Origin of the sequence: Streptomyces sp. NPDC058335 (genome assembly GCF_042723915.1) — a bacterium.
Lineage (GTDB): Bacteria > Actinomycetota > Actinomycetes > Streptomycetales > Streptomycetaceae > Streptomyces.
On the sequence record NZ_JBHXHX010000017.1, the window covers coordinates 180,739 to 198,571 of the forward strand.

The 17,833-nt window shown below is 71.4% G+C and carries 15 protein-coding genes; 8 read left to right on the forward strand and 7 right to left on the reverse strand.

Features of this window, described 5'->3' with window-relative positions; all coding sequences use genetic code 11:
- The first annotated feature begins 20 nt into the window (after positions 1-20).
- From ACFWJX_RS30195 to ACFWJX_RS30210, 4 genes are all read left to right on the forward strand, one after another.
- The gene (locus ACFWJX_RS30195) at positions 21-2,612 is read left to right on the forward strand and encodes a nitrate- and nitrite sensing domain-containing protein (RefSeq protein WP_383249326.1); all 2,592 of its coding nucleotides are present in this window, start codon (positions 21-23) and stop codon (positions 2,610-2,612) included.
- On the forward strand, positions 2,609-3,046 hold the full coding sequence (locus ACFWJX_RS30200) for a roadblock/LC7 domain-containing protein (protein ID WP_383249328.1): 438 nt from the start codon (positions 2,609-2,611) through the stop codon (positions 3,044-3,046). The genes ACFWJX_RS30195 and ACFWJX_RS30200 overlap by 4 nt, the downstream gene beginning before the upstream one ends.
- A 21-nt stretch (positions 3,047-3,067) precedes the next feature.
- Positions 3,068-3,481 carry a DUF742 domain-containing protein gene (locus tag ACFWJX_RS30205; protein ID WP_383249330.1) on the forward strand — a complete coding sequence of 138 codons (414 nt, stop codon included), beginning with the start codon at positions 3,068-3,070 and terminating at the stop codon, positions 3,479-3,481.
- A gap of 248 nt (positions 3,482-3,729) precedes the next feature.
- Entirely contained in the window at positions 3,730-4,335 is a 606-nt protein-coding gene (locus ACFWJX_RS30210) for an ATP/GTP-binding protein (protein WP_383249332.1), read from the forward strand.
- Positions 4,336-4,353: 18 nt separating this feature from the next.
- Here ACFWJX_RS30210 and ACFWJX_RS30215 read toward each other — a convergent pair whose 3' ends face one another.
- Positions 4,354-4,782, reverse strand: coding sequence for a PPOX class F420-dependent oxidoreductase (locus ACFWJX_RS30215; RefSeq protein ID WP_383249334.1), 429 nt, complete (start codon positions 4,780-4,782; stop codon positions 4,354-4,356).
- Positions 4,783-4,887: 105 nt separating this feature from the next.
- Between ACFWJX_RS30215 and ACFWJX_RS30220 the strand changes: the two genes are divergently transcribed.
- On the forward strand, positions 4,888-5,301 hold the full coding sequence (locus ACFWJX_RS30220; RefSeq protein ID WP_086764424.1) for a roadblock/LC7 domain-containing protein: 414 nt from the start codon (positions 4,888-4,890) through the stop codon (positions 5,299-5,301).
- A 129-nt stretch (positions 5,302-5,430) separates the two neighbouring features.
- Positions 5,431-6,318 (forward strand): DUF6397 family protein, encoded by an 888-nt coding sequence (locus ACFWJX_RS30225; RefSeq protein WP_383249336.1) that lies wholly within the window; start codon positions 5,431-5,433, stop codon positions 6,316-6,318.
- Between the two features lie 27 nt (positions 6,319-6,345).
- On the opposite strand, the gene ACFWJX_RS30230 is transcribed toward ACFWJX_RS30225, so the two are convergent.
- Both ACFWJX_RS30230 and ACFWJX_RS30235 read right to left on the reverse strand, forming a co-directional pair.
- Entirely contained in the window at positions 6,346-7,212 is an 867-nt protein-coding gene (locus ACFWJX_RS30230) for an acyl-CoA thioesterase (protein WP_383249338.1), read from the reverse strand.
- Between the two features lie 40 nt (positions 7,213-7,252).
- Positions 7,253-9,766 carry a DUF3516 domain-containing protein gene (locus ACFWJX_RS30235; RefSeq protein WP_383249340.1) on the reverse strand — a complete coding sequence of 838 codons (2,514 nt, stop codon included), beginning with the start codon at positions 9,764-9,766 and terminating at the stop codon, positions 7,253-7,255.
- A gap of 145 nt (positions 9,767-9,911) precedes the next feature.
- Here ACFWJX_RS30235 and ACFWJX_RS30240 point away from each other — a divergent pair, with 145 nt between their 5' ends.
- Complete coding sequence (locus ACFWJX_RS30240; protein WP_383249342.1) at positions 9,912-10,706, forward strand: metal-dependent hydrolase; 795 nt, start codon at positions 9,912-9,914, stop codon at positions 10,704-10,706.
- Between the two features lie 26 nt (positions 10,707-10,732).
- On the opposite strand, the gene ACFWJX_RS30245 is transcribed toward ACFWJX_RS30240, so the two are convergent.
- From ACFWJX_RS30245 to ACFWJX_RS30260, 4 genes are all read right to left on the reverse strand, one after another.
- On the reverse strand, positions 10,733-10,987 hold the full coding sequence (locus ACFWJX_RS30245) for a type B 50S ribosomal protein L31 (protein WP_086764445.1): 255 nt from the start codon (positions 10,985-10,987) through the stop codon (positions 10,733-10,735).
- Positions 10,988-11,074: 87 nt separating this feature from the next.
- A complete protein-coding gene (locus ACFWJX_RS30250; protein WP_383249344.1) occupies positions 11,075-11,545 on the reverse strand; it encodes a DUF5709 domain-containing protein in 471 nt (156 codons plus the stop codon).
- A gap of 621 nt (positions 11,546-12,166) precedes the next feature.
- Positions 12,167-14,014: an ABC transporter ATP-binding protein gene (locus ACFWJX_RS30255; protein ID WP_383249346.1), complete on the reverse strand. Its 1,848-nt coding sequence runs from the start codon at positions 14,012-14,014 to the stop codon at positions 12,167-12,169.
- On the reverse strand, positions 14,011-15,822 hold the full coding sequence (locus ACFWJX_RS30260; RefSeq protein WP_383249348.1) for an ABC transporter transmembrane domain-containing protein: 1,812 nt from the start codon (positions 15,820-15,822) through the stop codon (positions 14,011-14,013). The genes ACFWJX_RS30255 and ACFWJX_RS30260 overlap by 4 nt, the downstream gene beginning before the upstream one ends.
- Before the next feature lie 462 nt (positions 15,823-16,284).
- Here ACFWJX_RS30260 and ACFWJX_RS30265 point away from each other — a divergent pair, with 462 nt between their 5' ends.
- Positions 16,285-17,766, forward strand: coding sequence for a cation:dicarboxylate symporter family transporter (locus ACFWJX_RS30265; protein WP_383249350.1), 1,482 nt, complete (start codon positions 16,285-16,287; stop codon positions 17,764-17,766).
- The last annotated feature ends 67 nt before the right edge of the window (positions 17,767-17,833 follow it).

Sequence of the window (17,833 nt, forward strand, 5' to 3'; positions counted from 1 at the left end):
CACTGACGAGCGAGGAGGCCATGCGTAAACCCCGTAGGACCCCCACGGACGGCGCCGAGACGCCGACCCCCGTGCGTGGGCGTCGTGCCCACGCCGGACCACCCGCGGACGAGGGGCCGGACGAACCAATGGCCACACCGACGGACGCGAAGCCCGCGCGCGCGGGACACTGGCGGATCCGTCCGCGCACCGTCCGCGCCAAGATCGTCTGCCTGCTGATGGTGCCGGCCGTCTCCCTGCTGGCGCTGTGGGCGTACGCCACGGTCACCACCGCCCAGGACATCTCCCGGCTGCGCCAGTTGCAGCGGGTGGACGCGCAGGTCCGCACCCCCGTCGCCGCCGCCGTGGCCGCCTTGCAGACCGAACGGGCGGCCGCCGTCCGCCACGCCACCGACCCCGCCGCCGGGCAGGGCGGCGACCTCAGGAAGCTCGGCGAAGCGACCGACCGCGCGGTGGCCGCACTCCGGCTCGGCGACGACGGCACCGTGGCCGACGGCCAGGACCTGCCCGCGGGGGTCGCCCAGCGGATCGAGGCGTTCGTCGACGGAGCCGAACAACTGCGCCCGCTGCGGACCGCGGTCCTCGACGGCAGCGCGGGCTGGGAGCAGACGTACGGGCGGTACACCCGTGCCGTCGCGGCCGCCTTCTCCGTCGGTGGTGCCCTCTCCGGCATCCAGGACGCCGAACTCGGCTCCGACGCGCGCGTGCTGGTCGAGTTCTCCCGCGCGGGTGAGGCCTTGGCCCAGGAGGACGTCGTACTCGGCAGTGCCCGTCTGGCCGGCCGCCTCGACGGTGAGCGCATGCGGCTGTTCACCGGCGCCGTCGAGACCCGCCGCTCCCTCACCGAGACGGCCGTGGTGGACCTCCGCGGCCCCGAGCGCACCGCTTGGCGGAGCCTGGCCGCGGGCAGCGCCTACGCCGCCGTGGACACCATCGAGGACAAGGTGCTCGACGGCGGGCCGGGCGCGAAGGCCGTCGCCGCCGCACCGGAGGAGACCTGGGGCAAGGCCCACACGCGCGTGCAGGACGGGATGCGGACCATCGAGGCGGACGCCGCGCGCGATGTCGCCGAGCGCGCCGACCCGTTCACCCGCGGCCTGCTCACCCCGGCCGGCGCCGCGGTCCTGTTCGGCCTCGCCGCCGTAGCGGCCTCGCTCGTCATCTCCGTGCGCATCGGCCGCGGCCTCGTCGTCGAACTCGTCAGCCTGCGCAACGTCGCCCTGGAGATCGCCCGGCGCAAACTCCCCGAGGCCATGCGGAAACTGCGGGCGGGGGAGGAGATCGACATCCGGGCCGAGGCCCCGTCCGGACCGCGCGCGGAGGACGAGACCGGTCAGGTCGCCGAGGCCCTGGGCACCGTGCACCGCGCCGCGCTGCGGGCCGCGGTGGAACGCGCCGAACTCGCCAGCGGCATCTCCGGAGTCTTCGTCAACCTCGCCCGCCGCAGCCAGGTCCTCGTCCACCGCCAGCTCAGCCTCCTGGACAGCATGGAGCGCCGCTCCGACGACCCGAACGAGCTGAGCGACCTCTTCCGGCTCGACCACCTCACCACCCGCATGCGGCGCCACGCCGAGAGCCTGATCATCCTCTCCGGAGCCGCTCCCGGACGGGCCTGGCGCATGCCGGTCTCGCTGACCAACGTGGTGCGCGCCGCCGTCTCCGAGGTCGAGGACTACGCGCGCGTGGAGGTACGACAGCTCCCGGAGACCTCCGTCAAAGGCACCGCCGTCGCCGACCTCACCCACCTGCTGGCCGAACTCGTCGAGAACGCGGCCCAGTTCTCACCGCCGCACACGCGCGTGCGCGTCACCGGCGAACCCGTCGGCAACGGCTACGCCGTCGAGGTCGAGGACCGTGGCCTGGGCATGGGCAAGGAGACCCTGGCCGAGGCCAACCGGCGTATCGAGCAGTCCGAGGCCCTGGATCTTTTCGACAGCGACCGGCTCGGCCTGTTCGTCGTCAGCAGGCTCGCGGCGCGCCACGGCGTGAAGGTGCACCTGCGCACCTCGCCCTACGGCGGCACCACCGCGGTCGTCCTGCTGCCCACAGCCCTGCTGCACAACGGCACGCCGGAACGTTCCGCCCGCGAGGTGGCGCGGTCGGAGGAGCAGCCTCTGAAACGCGACTACGCGCGCGTGTCCGCCGCCGGCCGCCCGCAGGACGCCGTCCCCACGACCGCCCAGCGGCCGGCGCTGGTCTCCCCCGTCCGGGCCGCCGCGGAACCGACGGCCGACGACGCTCCACTCCCCGGAGTCACCGCCTTGCGCCTGCACCGCCCATCGGACGACTCCGACGGATCGGACCGGTCGGGGAGGCCGGGCAGGTCGGCCGGGTCGAGTGGGTCCGACGCATCGAACACGTCGGACGGACCGGAGGGATCGGACGACCTTCCGCGCCGGGTCCGGCAGGCCAGTCTCGCTCCCCAGCTGCGCCGGTCGGCCGGCGAGGAGCCGGCCCAGACCTCCGGCCCGCGGAACGACGAGCGGCACACCCCCGAACTCGTACGGGACCGGATGGCCGCTTACCGCGACGGCTGGGCGCGAGGCGGCGGCAGGCAACCCGGCCGCGGTGCCGCACCGGGCCGCGAAAGCAGTGAAGGAGACCCCGCATGATCCAGGACCCGAGCATGAGGCCGGCCCAGCGGTCCGGCGAACTCGACTGGCTGCTGGACGACTTGGTGATGCGCGTGAGCGAGGTGCGGCACGCCGTGGTGCTGTCCAACGACGGCCTCGCCGTGGGCGCCTCCACCGGCCTCAGCCGTGAGGACGCCGAGCACCTCGCCGCTGTCGCCTCCGGCTTCCACAGCCTCGCCAAGGGCGCCGGACGGCACTTCGGGGCGGGCGGCGTACGCCAGACCATGGTGGAGATGGATGACGGCTTCCTGTTCGTCGCCGCCGCCGGCGACGGCTCCTGCCTCGCCGTCCTGACCGCAGTGACCGCCGACATCGGCCTGGTGGGGTACGAGATGGCGCGGCTGGTCAAGAGGGTAGGAGAGCACCTCTACACGCCGGCGCGCGTCTCCGCACGACCGCCCACCGCCGGATGAGGCGAGAGGTGACGCGCGCAGATGAACGACAACATGATGACCGGCGCCCCGCACGAACAGGGCAGCCAGTGGTACGACAACGAGGCCGGGCCGCTGGTCCGCCCCTACGCCATGACGGGCGGACGCACGAAGCCCGGTCCCACCGGGGTGCGCTTCGACCTCATCGCCCTGGTGACCCTCGACCCCGCCGCGCCCGGTGCCGACGGCATGGGGCTCGGGCCGGAACACCGCACCCTCGTCGGCCTGTGCCGCACGGAGACCCAGTCCGTCGCGGAACTCGCGGCGGGCTCGGACCTGCCGGTGGGTGTGGTCCGCGTGCTCCTCGGTGATCTGCTGGAACTCGGCTGTGTCACCGTCAGTCGTCCGGTCCCGCCCGCGCAACTGCCCGACGAGCGGATCCTGCGCGAGGTCATCGAGGGACTGAGGGCGCTGTAGATGGACGTTCGGACCGACCCGGAAGCGTACGGACCCGCCCCGAACCGCATCGCGCACATCTTCGACAGCGAACCGACGCGAGGCGGTCACATCGGGCAGACAGCGGTCGAATCAGCAGGAAACGGGCCGCCCTTGCCATGATGCTGCCTTCGCACCCCCACGCCGAAGCCGCGCGCGGCCGACCCGCCGCAGCCCCCGAACCCCGTACCGATGTCGACCGTCGCCGGCCCTCCCGAGAGAAGTGATCCATGGTCTCCGAGCACTCCGACACCGCGGGTGGCGACAGCGCCCCGCTGGCGTTGAAGATACTGGTCGCCGGCGGGTTCGGCGTGGGCAAGACCACCCTCGTGGGTGCGGTCAGCGAGATCAAACCGCTGCGCACCGAGGAACTGCTGAGCGAGGTGGGCCAGTTGGTCGACGACACCGACGGCGTCGACCAGAAGGTGACCACGACCGTCGCCATGGACTTCGGCCGGATCACCATCCGTTCCGGTCTCTCCCTCTACCTGTTCGGCACCCCGGGCCAGGACCGCTTCTGGTTCCTGTGGGACGAACTGTCACAGGGAGCGCTGGGCGCTGTGGTGCTCGCCGACACCCGGCGCCTGGAGGACTGCTTCCCCGCGGTCGACTACTTCGAGCACCGCCACATCCCCTTCGTGGTGGCCGTCAACTGCTTCACCGGAGCGCGCTCCTACGGCGCCCCGGAGGTCTCGCGCGCTCTCGACCTGGACAAGGGAACGCCCGTCGTCCTGTGCGACGCCCGCGACCGCGACTCCGGAAAGGAGGTGCTGATCCGGCTCGTCGAGTACGCCGGGCGGATGCACACCGCCCGGCTGCTCGACTCGGTGAGCTGAGCGACGCCGCCCTCTTCGTCAGTCCGCTACGGCCTTCTGCGCCAGGACCTTCTCGATCCGGACGCGGACGAGCAGTTCGCCCGGGACGCCGTTGCGGGCGCCGAACGCCTCGGCGCGCTCCTCGCCCATGTACCGCGCCGCGATACGAGTCGCCCAGAGCCGCACCTGGTCAAGATCCTCGGAGATCCGGGCGCGTCCCTGCAACACCACGAAATCGAAGGGCGGCCGGTCGTCGTCCACGCACAGGGCGACCCGGCCGTCCCGCGCCAGATTGCGCCCCTTCACCGTCTCCTCACCCGTGTTGAACACCACGTGGTCCCCGTCGAGCAGGAACCAGATGGGTGCCACATGCGGGCTTCCGTCAGCCCGTACCGTCGACAGTTTTCCGGTACGGGTGCCCTGCGAGACGAACGCCCGCCATTCCTCGTCGGTCATCTTCTGTGCCATGCCCCCATCCTCCTTGCCCGGCGGCCGGTGGTGGGGAAGGCTTGCGGACAGACCCGTCGGCCAGGCGGGGACATCAAACGGGGAAACGTCATGGGGAGACGGATCATGGCACAGAAGCAGAGCCTGGGGTGGCTGCTGGACGACCTGACCGAGCGCGTCGAACAGGTGCACCACGCGCTGGTCCTGTCCAACGACGGGCTGGTGGCGGGCGCCAGCACGGGACTTCGTCGGGAGGACGCCGAGCACCTCGCCGCCGTCTCGTCCGGACTGCACAGCCTGGCCAAGGGATCCGGCCGCCACTTCGGCGCGGGCCAGGTGCGCCAGACGATGGTCGAGTTCGACGACGCGGTGCTGTTCGTCACCGCGGCCGGCACCGGCAGCTGTCTCTGCGTGCTCAGCGCGGCGGAGGCCGACATGGGACAGATCGCCTACGAGATGGCCCTGCTCGTCAATCGCGTCGGAGAACATCTCACCGTGGACGCCCGCCGACCCGAGGGCGACCGGTTCACAGATCTCTGACCTGCGCATTCGTTCTCTCCCGTGGAGTTATCCACAGGCTGAACACGAGATTCGCGGATCGGGCTACGGTTTTTCCCGAGACCACCGCGGACATCGCGGGGGCACTTCACTCCACGGGGGAGACCGACCATGTCACGCAACACCGCCGCACCACCGCACGCCCTGTCCTGCGCCTACAGCCGCGCGGCCCGCGAACTTGGCCTCAAACGCAGCCAGTTCGAGCTCGCCGTGAACCTCGGACGGATCAGGACCGTGCCCGACGAAGGGGGCGGAGACCGGCGAGTGGCCCGCACCGAGATCGAACGCCTTCGTGCGGCCCCCGGCTTCCCCGACGCCCTGACCAAGAGCGTCGAGGCCGTCGGCACCACCGAAGGGGCGGCCGTCGTGCAGGTGCCCCCGAGCCGGTTCACCCGCCTGGCGAGGCTGGGGCTCGTGGTGCCCGTGACCTTCTATCTGAACCGCTACCGAGCCGTCGTATGGCTCTATCTCACCGACGAACTACGGCAGTTCGCCGCCGACAAGGACAACGCGCCCCTGCTGACCGGCCGTACACCCGAGGGGGTGCGGGACCAGCTGGCCGCGGGCCTGGACCTGCGGCCCCGGAACTGGCGCGGGCGCCACCTCGGATTCCTGCTGCGGCAGGCCGAAGGGCCCTGGCAGCGGGCGGGAGCCCTGGCCGCGCTCCTGGACCCGGTCCAGGTCGCCGAGATCGCCACGGACCCCTACGAACGCTCCCACCTCAACCGCTTCCGGCCCGGACCGCCGGCGCACGGCACCCCGGGCTCACCCGCCGCGCATCTGGTCGAGCGGATCACGACGGCGGACGACCCCGACGAGATCGCCTGGCTGCGCTCCGACCTGGCGCATGCCCTGGAGGAAGCGCGCTCCCACCAGCCGGCACCACGACCCACCGTGAAGCCGGCCCCTCCACGGCCGATCGCGGAACCGGAGCGGCCCGCGAGGACCGAGCGGGCCAGGAGCGGACTCCTGGGCTGGCTGCGCCGCAGCAGCGTCTGAGACGCGAGTGCCCGCCACTCCCAGGCCCTACAGCTTCCGGAACAGCCCTTCCTGGACGACGGACACCAACAGGTGCCCCTGAAGGTCGTAGATCCGGCCGCGGGCGAGACCGCGGCCCCCGGTCGCGATGGGTGACTCCTGGTCGTAGAGGAACCACTCGTCCGCGCGGAACGGCCGGTGGAACCACATGGCGTGATCCAGGGACGCCATGTCGAAGTTCCGCGGCCCCCACAGGGGTTCGACCGGGAGACGGACGGCGTCCAGGAGCGTCATGTCGCTGGCGTACGTCAGGGCGCAGGTGTGTACCAGCGGGTCGTCTCCCAACGGCCCGACGGCGCGCATCCAGACCGCACTGCGCGGCTCGGCGTCCTTGATCTCCTCAGGGCTCCAGCGCAGCCGGTCCGCGTACCGGATGTCGAAGGGCTGCCGACGCGCCATGCGCTCCAACTGCTCGGGCAGCGCGCCCAGATGAGTCCGCACCTCCTCGGTGACCGTCGGCAGGGACTCGGGGTCCGGCACCTCGCGGGCGGGCGGCAGCTGATGCTCGAAGGGACCTTCCTCAGGCTTGTGAAAGGAGGCGGTGAGATTGAAGATCGTGCGACCCTGCTGCACGGCGGTGACCCGGCGGGTCGTGAACGACCGCCCGTCCCGCACCCGTTCGACCTGGTACACGATCGGCACGCCCGGCCGGCCCGGCCGCAGGAAGTACGCGTGCAGCGAGTGCACCGGCCGGTCGCCCTCGGTCGTCCGGCCGGCCGCCACCAGCGCCTGGCCTGCCACCTGTCCGCCGAAGACCCGCTGCAGCGACTCCTGCGGGCTGCGGCCCCGGAAGATGTTGACCTCGATCTGCTCAAGGTCCAGCAGGTCGACGAGCCTCTCGGCCGGATTCGTCATGAGTGTGCTTCTCCTGTACCTCGTCCGCCTCGTACTGCGCTCACAGCTGGCCGACGTCGGTGACGCGGACCACCGCGCGACCCTCGGCGTCCGACGCCGCCAGGTCGACCTCCGCGCTGATGCCCCAGTCGTGATCGTCGTTCGGGTCGTCGAAGATCTGACGGACGCGCCACAGACCGTGCTCCGGCTCCTCCTTGATGACGAGCAGCTTGGGACCGCGTGCGTCCGGGCCGGTTCCGAGGTCGTCGTACTCGTCCCAGTACTTGTCCATCGCCTCGCCCCACGCGTCGGCGTCCCACCCGGACTCGCCGTCCATCCCGCCCAGCTCCTCGACGTGATCGAGGGCGGCGAGTTCGACACGGCGGAACATCGCGTTGCGGACGAGAACGCGGAACGCACGCGCGTTGGCGGTGACGGGCTTGACCTCGTCGGCCTTCTCCTGGGCCTCCTCGGCGGTCATCTCCGCCGGGTTGGCCAACTGCTCCCACTCGTCCAGCAGACTGGAGTCGACCTGGCGCACCATCTCGCCCAACCACTCGATCAGGTCCTGGAGGTCCTCCGACTTCAGGTCGTCCGGGACCGTGTGGTCGAGGGCCTTGTAGGCGCTCGCCAGGTAGCGCAGCACGATGCCCTCGGTACGGGCCAGCTCGTAGTGCGACACCAGCTCGGTGAACGACATCGCCCGCTCGTACATGTCGCGGATCACCGACTTCGGCGACAGCGGATGGTCACCGACCCACGGGTGGCTCTTGCGGTACACGTCGTACGCGTGGAAGAGCAGCTCCTCCAGCGGCTTCGGGTACGTGATGTCCTGGAGACGCTCCATGCGCTCCTCGTACTCCACCCCGTCCGCCTTCATCGCCCCGACCGCCTCGCCGCGCGCCTTGTTCTGCTGGGCCGCGAGGATCTGCCGCGGGTCGTCCAGCGTGGACTCCACCACGGAGACCATGTCGAGCGCGTACGAGGGCGACTCCGGGTCCAGCAGCTCGAACGCGGCCAGTGCGAAGGTGGACAGCGGCTGGTTCAGTGCGAAGTCCTGCTGAAGGTCCACCGTGAGGCGGACGATGCGGCCCGTGGCGTCCGGCTCGTCGAGCTTCTCCACGATCCCGCCGTCCAGCAGCGAACGGTAGATCGCGATCGCGCGCCGAATGTGCCGCAACTGCTGCTTGCGCGGCTCGTGGTTGTCCTCCAGCAGGTGCCGCATGGCCTCGAAGGCGTTGCCGGGGCGGGCGATCACCGACAGCAGCATCGTGTGCGTCACCCGGAAGCGGGACATCAGCGGCTCCGGCTCGGAGTCGATGAGCTTCTCGAAGGTGTTCTCGGTCCAGCCGACGAAGCCCTCGGGCGCCTTCTTGCGGACCACTTTGCGACGCTTCTTCGGGTCGTCGCCGGCCTTCGCGAGCGCCTTCTCGTTCTCGACGACGTGCTCGGGCGCCTGCGCGACCACCAAGCCCGCCGTGTCGAATCCGGCCCGTCCGGCCCTGCCCGCGATCTGGTGGAACTCACGAGCCCGCAGCGTGCGTACACGGGTGCCGTCGTACTTCGTCAGCGCCGTGAACAGCACGGTCCGGATCGGCACGTTGACGCCGACGCCGAGCGTGTCCGTCCCACAGATCACCTTGAGCAGACCTGCCTGGGCGAGCTTCTCCACCAGCCGCCGGTACTTGGGGAGCATGCCGGCGTGGTGCACGCCGATGCCGTGCCGTACGTAACGCGAGAGGTTGCGGCCGAACTTGGTGGTGAACCGGAAGTTGCCGATCAGCTCGGCGATCCGCTCCTTCTCCTCGCGCGAGCACATGTTGATGCTCATCAGCGCCTGCGCCCGCTCCACCGCCTGCGCCTGTGTGAAGTGCACGATGTAGACGGGAGCCTGCTTCGTCTCCAGCAGCTCGGTGAGCGTCTCCGTGAGCGGTGTGAAGCGGTACTCGTAGGACAGTGGCACGGGTCGGGTCGCCGAGCGGACCACCGAGGTGGGCCGGCCGGTGCGCCGGGCGAGGTCCTTCTCGAAGAAGGACACGTCGCCGAGCGTGGCCGACATGAGGATGAACTGCGCCTGGGGCAGTTCCAGGATCGGGATCTGCCAGGCCCAGCCGCGGTCGCCCTCCGCGTAGAAGTGGAACTCGTCCATGACGACCTGGCCGACATCCGCGTGCTTGCCGTCGCGCAGCGCGATCGAGGCGAGCACCTCGGCGGTGCAGCAGATGACCGGGGCGTCGGCGTTGACGGACGCGTCACCGGTGAGCATGCCGACGTTCTCCGTGCCGAAGATCTTGCACAGCTCGAAGAACTTCTCCGACACCAGTGCCTTGATCGGAGCGGTGTAGAAGGTGACCTCGTCGCGGGCGAGAGCCGCGAAGTGCGCACCCGCCGCGATCATGCTCTTGCCGGAGCCGGTCGGCGTCGACACGATCACGTTCGCCCCGGAGACTGCCTCGATCAGCGCCTCCTCCTGGTGGGAGTAGAGCGTGAGACCGCGCTCCTGGGCCCAGGACTCGAAAGCTTCGTAAAGGGCGTCGGGATCTGCGGTCGGCGGCAACTGATCGATGAGGGTCACGCCCCCATCTTGCCTGCCCCGCTGCCCGAGGGGGGAATCGGATGCGAGACCGAAGATCATGGCAGCTACGCTGTGTCGCCGACGGAGCGTCATCGCACCCGGTCAACTGGACAGCGGCACATGAGGAATGGGGCGGGCAGCGGCCATGATGGGACCAGCACACTCACTGTCGGGCGCGGCCGCCTGGCTCGGCGTCGGCGCGGCGGCGGCCGCGGCCGGCCACTCGATGCCATGGCCGGTGCTGCTCGCCGGTGCGCTGATCTGCGCCGGAGCGGCTCTGGCCCCCGACCTCGACCACAAGGCCGCGACCATCTCCCGGGCCTTTGGACCCGTCTCGCGCTGGCTCTGCGAGATCGTGGACAAGCTCTCCTACGCCGTCTACAAGGGCACGCGGAAGCAGGGCGACCCGCGCCGCTCCGGCGGGCACCGCACCCTGACGCACACCTGGCTCTGGGCCGTCATGATCGGCGCGGGCGCCTCGGCGCTGGCGATCACCGGTGGTCGCTGGGCGGTGCTGGGGCTCCTCTTCGTTCACATGGTCCTGGCCATCGAGGGCCTGTTGTGGCGGGCGACCCGGGGTTCCAGCAGCGATGTGCTGGTGTGGCTGCTGGCGGCGGCGAGCGCGTGGATTCTGGCCGGGGTCCTGGACAAGCCGGGCAACGGAGCGGACTGGCTGTTCACGGACCCGGGCCAGGAGTATCTGTGGCTCGGGCTACCGATCGTGCTGGGTGCCCTGGTCCACGACATCGGGGACGCGCTGACCGTCTCGGGCTGCCCGGTACTGTGGCCCATCCCGATCGGGCGCAAGCGCTGGTACCCGATCGGTCCGCCGAAGGCGATGCGGTTCCGGGCCGGCAGCTGGGTCGAGCTGAAGGTGCTGATGCCGGTGTTCATGCTGCTCGGAGGGGTGGGGGGCGCAGCCGCGCTCAATTACATCTGAGCGGTGTCGGGGACGGCTGGACCGGCTCAGGTCGGTGTGCCTCCGCCGAAGCGCCGCTCGAAGCGGGCGATACGGCCTTCCGTATCCACGGTGCGGGCCTTGCCGGTGTAGAACGGGTGGCTCTCCGAGGAGATCTCGACGTCCACGACGGGGTAGGTCTCGCCGTCGTCCCACTCGATCGTCTGGTCGCTGGTCGCGGTGGACCGGGTCAGGAAGGCGTAGCCGGCGGCGCGGTCACGGAAGACGACCGAGTGGTAGTCGGGGTGCTTGTCCTGCTGCATGCGTACTCCTCGTGCGGTGGGTGCGGTGAAGGCGCGGCCGACGGGTCGGGGCGGGCCGTGGTGTCCGGACAGGGTGTCCGGGGCGGTTCACCCGGGAAGGGCGTCCTCGTCGACGATGTGCATCGCGGCCTCCTCTGCGGAGGCGGCCGCGCCGTCGATACCGACGTCGGTGGCGACCAGGGCGCTCTCCTCGTCCTCGTGGGCTCCCTCGTCCGGTGCCACGAGCCGGCCGGAGCGGGCGGCGCCGACCTCGTTGTCGAGAAGCTCTCCATCGGTGCCGTCAGAGTCGCCCAGACCGTCGCCGTCGGGTGCGACGAGGTCCGGCAACTCTTCCGAGAGCCGCTGGTCGAGGGTCTCGCCCTGCCGACGCTCCGCGGCCGTCACACCGGCGTGCTCCACGGCCCAGGGCCGTTCCGGAGGCGACCAGCCCCGGTCCAGGGGGTCGTCGACGCCGTCGTTCTCCAGGGTGTCCTCCGCGTCGAGGAGTCCGGCGTCGTCCTGGATCTCGGAGGCGTCGGGCTGGTAGACGTCGTCTCCCCATCCGTCGGCGCTGTTCACGGGTACCTCCAGGGGGTGACGGGCCCGTCCTCACCGCGCGGTCGGCGGTGGACCACCGTGGCACGGGGCACCGGCCGGCGGCGGGATGCGCCGGACGGTCCTGCCCGGCTGCCTTCCACGGGGGTGCCGCTCTCCAGCGTTCCACCCCCGTTCGGGAGTGCGCAACGCCAGAGCCGTGCCGGAGCGCTCGCGGCGCGGGCGGAGGACCGTCACCCGGCGCCCCTGACGCGGCGGCCCCGGCCACCTGCCGGCCGGGGCAGCGCGGGCCTCACGCCGCCGCACGACACCGGCGTCACGCCCGCCTCCCGTCCGTCGCGCGGTGGTCGGGTTGCGCCCGGCTCCCGTCCGTCGCGCGGTGGTCCGGCCACGGCCGGTTCCCGCTCGCCGGGTGGTGTCGCCGCCGCGGACGGTCCCCGTCCAGCGGGTGCCGGCCCGGCCGCAGCGAGCCTCTGCCCACTTCGTCGCGGTCCAGCTTCAGCCGGCTCCCGGACGCCGCCTGAAGGCCCGGCCGTGACCACTCCCCGTCCACCTCACGGTGGCGCGACCCCAGCGGTCCTCACCGGCGCCCACCGGCCCCCACGCGCAGTCCCGGACCACCTGCCGAGTCCCGAAACCACCCCCTCACCCGTGCCAGGACCGCCACAGGGCCGCGTAGGCCCCGTCCGCGGCCACCAGCTCGTCATGGCTGCCCAGCTCACTGATGCGGCCGTTCTCCACGACGGCGATGACGTCCGCGTCGTGAGCCGTGTGGAGGCGGTGGGCGATGGCGATCACCGTGCGGCCGTCCAGGACACGGGCGAGGGAACGTTCCAGGTGGCGGGCGGCGCGGGGGTCGAGCAGCGAGGTCGCCTCGTCGAGGACCAGCGTGTGCGGGTCGGCCAGGACCAGGCGGGCCAGTGCGATCTGCTGGGCCTGCGCCGGGGTGAGCACGTGGCCGCCGGAGCCGACCTCGGTGTCCAGGCCGTCGTCCAGGGCGCGCGCCCAGCCGTCCGCGTCGACCGCGGTGAGCGCCGCCCACAGCTCGGCCTCTTCCGCCGCACGGGCCTCCGCCGCCTGGGTCTCGGCCTCGCCCGGAGTCGCCCGACCCGTCTCGTGCCGGGCGTGGGGGAGGGCCAGTCGGAGGTTGTCGCGCAGCGAGCCGACGAAGACGTGGTGCTCCTGGTTGACGAGCGCGACGTGCGAGCGGACGCGTTCGGCGGTCATCCGCGACAGTTCCGCGCCCCCGAGGGCGACCCGGCCGTCCCGGGGCGCGTAGATGCCGGCGAGGAGCCTGCCCAGCGTGGACTTGCCCGCGCCGGAGGGGCCGACGAGGGCCAGCCGGGTGCCGGGTGCCACCTCCAGGGACACCTGGCGCAGGACGTCGACGCCCGCGCGGTAGCCGAAGTGGACCCGGTCGGCGAGCACGTCCCGCCCGTCCGGTTCCAGTCCGGAGTCACCGGCGTCGGGCTCGATGTCCCGCACCCCGACCAGCCGGGCCAACGACACCTGCGCCACCTGGAGTTCGTCGTACCAGCGCAGGATCAGGTTCACCGGGTCGACGAGCATCTGGGCGAGGAGCGCGCCCGTCGTCAGCTGACCGACGTCGATCCAGCCCTGAAGGACGAACACTCCGCCGAGCATGAGGACCGAACCGAGGACGGTGACGTGCACGAGGTTGATGACCGGGAAGAGGACCGACCGCAGCCACAGGGTGTAGTTCTCCCAGGCCGTCCACTGCTTGACCCGCAGCTCCGACAGCTCGACCCGGCGGTCGCCGAGGCGGTGGGCCTCGACGGTACGGCCGGCGTCCACGGTCTCGGCGAGGGCGGCGGCGACGGAGGCGTAGCCGGCGGCCTCCGAGCGGTAGCCGGCGGGGGCCCGCTTGAAGTACCAGCGGCACCCGACCACCAGCAGCGGTACCGCGACCAGCACGGCCGGTGCCAGCGGAGGGGCGGTGACGACGAGTCCGCCGAGCAGCAGCGCCGCCCACATCACGCCGATCGTCAACTGGGGCACGGCCTCGCGCATGGCGTTGGCGAGCCGGTCGATGTCGGTGGTGATGCGGGACAGCAGGTCGCCGGTGCCGGCTCGTTCCAGTACGCCCGGCGGCAGCCGGACCGACCGGACGAGGAAGTCCTCGCGGAGGTCGGCCAGCATCCGCTCCCCGAGCATCGCGCCGCGCAGCCGCACCTGCCGTACGAAGGCGGCCTGGACGACGAGGGCGAGGACGAACAGCGTGGCGGTGAGGCCCAGATGAAGTTCTCGGGCTCCCTCCGACAGCCGCTCCACGACGTCACCGAGGAGCCATGGCCCCACCATCGAGGCGATGGTGGCGACCGTGTTGACGGCCAGGAGCACCACGAACGCACGGCGGTGCCGGCGCAACAGTTCGGCCACGTAGGCGCGCACGGTCGCGGGGGCGCCGACGGGCAGCGTGTTCGCTGTCGTCGGTGCCGCCGGGTCGTACGCCGGTGGTGCCACGCCGATCATGCGGACTCCTCGATCTCTTGTCGTTCGTCGTCTTCGAGTGGGCGCAGTTCCTTCAGCATCCCGTCGAGCGCGGTCTCTTCCTCGGTCTCGCGGGTCACCACCGCGCGGTATCGCGGCTCGGAGTGCAGCAGCTCGCGGTGCACGCCGGCCGCCACGGCCAGGCCCTCGTGGACGAGGACGACCCGGTCGGCCCGGTCCAGGAGCAGCGGGGACGAGGTGAACATGACCGTGGTGCGTCCCGTCCGGATCTCCCGCAGGCCCTCGGCGATCCTCGCCTCGGTGTGTGAGTCGACGGCGGAGGTGGGTTCGTCCAGGACGAGAACCTCCGGGTCCGTGAACAGCGAGCGGGCCAGGGCCAGCCGCTGGCGCTGGCCGCCCGAGAGGGAGCGTCCCCGTTCGGTGATGTGGGCGTCCATCGGGCCGTCGGCGTCCAGCGAGCCCTGGACGAGGGCGTCGAGAACGTCCCCGCACTGCGCGGCCGCCAGCGCCGCCGCCGTGCCGACCTCACCCGAGGCCGGCACGTCGAACAGGTCGCGCAGGGAACCCGACAGCAGCACCGGGTCCTTGTCCTGGACGAGGACGGCCGTGCGCGCGCTGTCCAGCGGCAGTTCGTCCAGGGGGACGCCGCCGAGCAGCACCGACGGGCCGTCCTCGGAGGGGTGCCCGCCGAGACGTTCGGCCAGCCGCCCGGCGGCGTCCGGGTCGCCGCACACCACGGCGGTGAGCCGGGCGGCCGGGGCCAGCAGTCCGGTGGCCGGGTCGTACAGATCACCGCGGGGCAGGTCCGCGGCGCGTGATCCGCCCGCGTCCGTGACGCGCTCCAGCGACAGCACGCGGGCGGCGCGTTTGGCCGACGGACGGGAGAAGGAGTAGGCCATGGCGATCTCCTCGAAGTGCCTGAGGGGATACATCAGGACCATGACGGAGCTGTAGACGGTGACGAGTTCGCCGACGGAGATCCGGCCCTCGCGGGCCAGGTGGACGCCGTAGAACACGACCGCGATCAGCAGCAGGCCCGGCAGCAGGACCTGGATGGCGCTGATCAGCGACCACATGCGGGCACTGCGCACGGCGGCCTGACGGACCTCCTGGGAGGCGCGGCGGTAGCGGTCGAGGAAGAGTTCCTCGCCGCCGATGCCACGCAGTACCCGCAGGCCGGCCACGGTGTCGGAGGCCAGTTCGGTGGCGCGCCCGGCCTTCTCGCGCTGGACGTCGGCGCGACGCGTCGCGCGGGGCAGAAGGGGCAGCGCCGCGAACGCCACGACGGGCAGGCCCAGGGCGACGACGATGCCGAGGGCCGGCTGGTAGACCACCAGGCCGACGCAGACGAACACGACCGTGAGGGCGGCGGCCGAGAACCGCGAGACGCCTTCGACGAACCAGCCGATCTTTTCGACGTCGCCCGTGGAGACGGCGACGACCTCACCGGCCGCGACCCGCCTGCTGAGCGCGGAGCCCAACTGCGAGGCCTTGCGGGCGAGGAGCTGCTGGACGCGGGCGGCGGCGGTGATCCAGTTGGTGACGGCGGCACGGTGCAGGAAGGTGTCCCCGAGCGCGGTGGCGGCACCGAAGAGGGCCATCAGGCCACCTGCGAGGGCCAGCCGTGCCCCGGAGCGGTCGATGACCGCCTCGATGGCGAACCCGACGCAGAACGGCTGCGCCGAGACGGCCATGAAGTGCAGCAGGCCCCAGGCCAGGGACGTGAGCTGGCCGCCCAGTTGGTTGCGCCCCAGCCACCACAGGAATCGGGATCCCGAGCGGACGTCCGGCACACCCGGGTCTGGATACGGAAGGTCTTGGATCTGCATGACGTCCCAGTGGCTCGTGTCAGGGATGGGGGGAGGGGACCGCGGTCAGCGGCGACAGCAAACCGTGAAAGGTTCGCTTCGCAGGGTGGTCAAAATCAACCTGTTTTCCACGGCACCGCCGCCTTCACCGTCAACGTGCCACGCGACCAGCGGCACGCGGTCGGCACGACGAGCGAGCGCCACCGGCTGAACGGCTCGTCGGGTTGCTACGACCGGGCGTTGACCACGGTGCAGGGTGCGCTGGCGGAGGATCACGCGCTGCTGAGCGGCGGGCGCGGTGACCGCAGAGGCCCGCGGTGTGCGAGGCGTCACTCGTGGCGCGGCGCGTTTTACGCGCACGCAACACGGAGGTCTTCCGCGTGAGCGACTCACCCTCCAAGGTGATCGCTACGGAAGCCGCTTTCCGTATCGCAGAAGTCCCGTCCGGCCTCTGCGATTCACCGTCCCCCACAAGGAGTGCCCGTGCCGCAGTCCGTACCGTCACTGCCGCGACGCGTCGCACGCATGCTGCGTACCTCTCTCTTCGCGCAGGTGGCCTGCGCGCTCGTGCTCGGAATCCTCGTCGGAAAGCTGTGGCCCGGCGTGGCCACGGATCTCCAGCCGCTCGGCGACGGTTTCACCCGGCTCATCAAGACGATCATCTCGCCGCTGGTCTTCTGCGTGGTCGTCGTCGGCATCGCCAAGGCCGGTGACCTCAAGGCGTTCGGCAGGATCGGGCTCAAGGCCCTGATCTGGTTCGAAGTGGCGAGCACGCTCGCCCTGCTCATCGGGCTGCTCGCCGCCAACATCGTCCAGCCCGGGTCGGGGATGAACGTCGACCCGGCCACGCTCGACACCTCGGCGGTCGACGCGAAGACGGGCGGCGGTTCGCTGCCCTCGACGACCGAGTTCGTCGTGAACGCGCTGCCCACCAGCTTCATCGGCGCCTTCGCCGAGAACTCCCTGCTCCAGGTCCTCATCCTGGCCTGCCTCGTGGGCGCCGCGCTGCTGCACCTCGGGCACGCCAAGGTGCCTCAGGTGCTGCCCGCCATCGAGCAGGCCCAGGAGATCATCTTCGCGATCGTCGGCTTCGTGATGCGGCTCGCACCGATCGCGGTGTTCGGCGCGATGGCCGTTCTCATCGGCCAGTACGGGCTCGGCGTCATCGAGACGTACGCCAAGCTGATCGTCCTCTGCTACGCGGCGGCCGCCCTGTTCGTCGCGCTGCTCGCCGTCGCGCTCAAGGTGTTGACCGGTCTGAGCCTCTGGAAGTTCCTGCGCTACATCCGCGAGGAGATGCTCCTCGCGCTCGGCACCGCCTCCACCGAGTCGGTCATGCCGCGCGTGATGCAGAAGCTGCGCAAGGCCGGTGCCCGCGACGACGCCGTGGGTCTGGTGCTGCCGACGGGATACTCCTTCAACCTCGACGGAGCCTCGCTCTACCTGTCCATCGGCACGCTGTTCATCTCGCAGGCGGTGGGCGTGGACCTCAGTCTGGGGCAGCAGATCACCGTGGTCCTGGTGCTCATGCTCACCAGCAAGGGCATGGCGGGCATCCCCGGTTCGGCCTTCCTCGCCCTGTCCGCGACCGCTTCGTCCCTGGGGGCCATCCCGGCCGGTGCCGTCGCCCTGCTGCTGGGCGTGGACCGCATCATGGACTCGATGCGTGTCGTCACGAATCTTCTCGGCAACTGCGTGGCGGTCTTCGCCGTGTCCCGCTGGGAGGGCGCGCTGGACATCGAGCGGGCGAAGAAGGCGCTGAACGGCGAGGACGTGTCCGGCCCGGACGAGGCCGGGGAATCCCTTGGCCTCGGCATCCGGGGCACCTCCGCTCAGGCGAAGGACACCCCCGCCGCTCCGGGCGCCGAGGCCGCCCCCGGCACCCCGCCCACGTCGGACGAACCTCCGAGCCCGGCCGTCCCGGCACAGCCGGCGTCCAAGGAACCCGCTGCCGGGGCCCACTGACGCGACCCGGTCGTCAGAACGGGCCGCCGGGCCCCCGCCCACCCCCCCCCGCGGCCCGCCGGCCCCG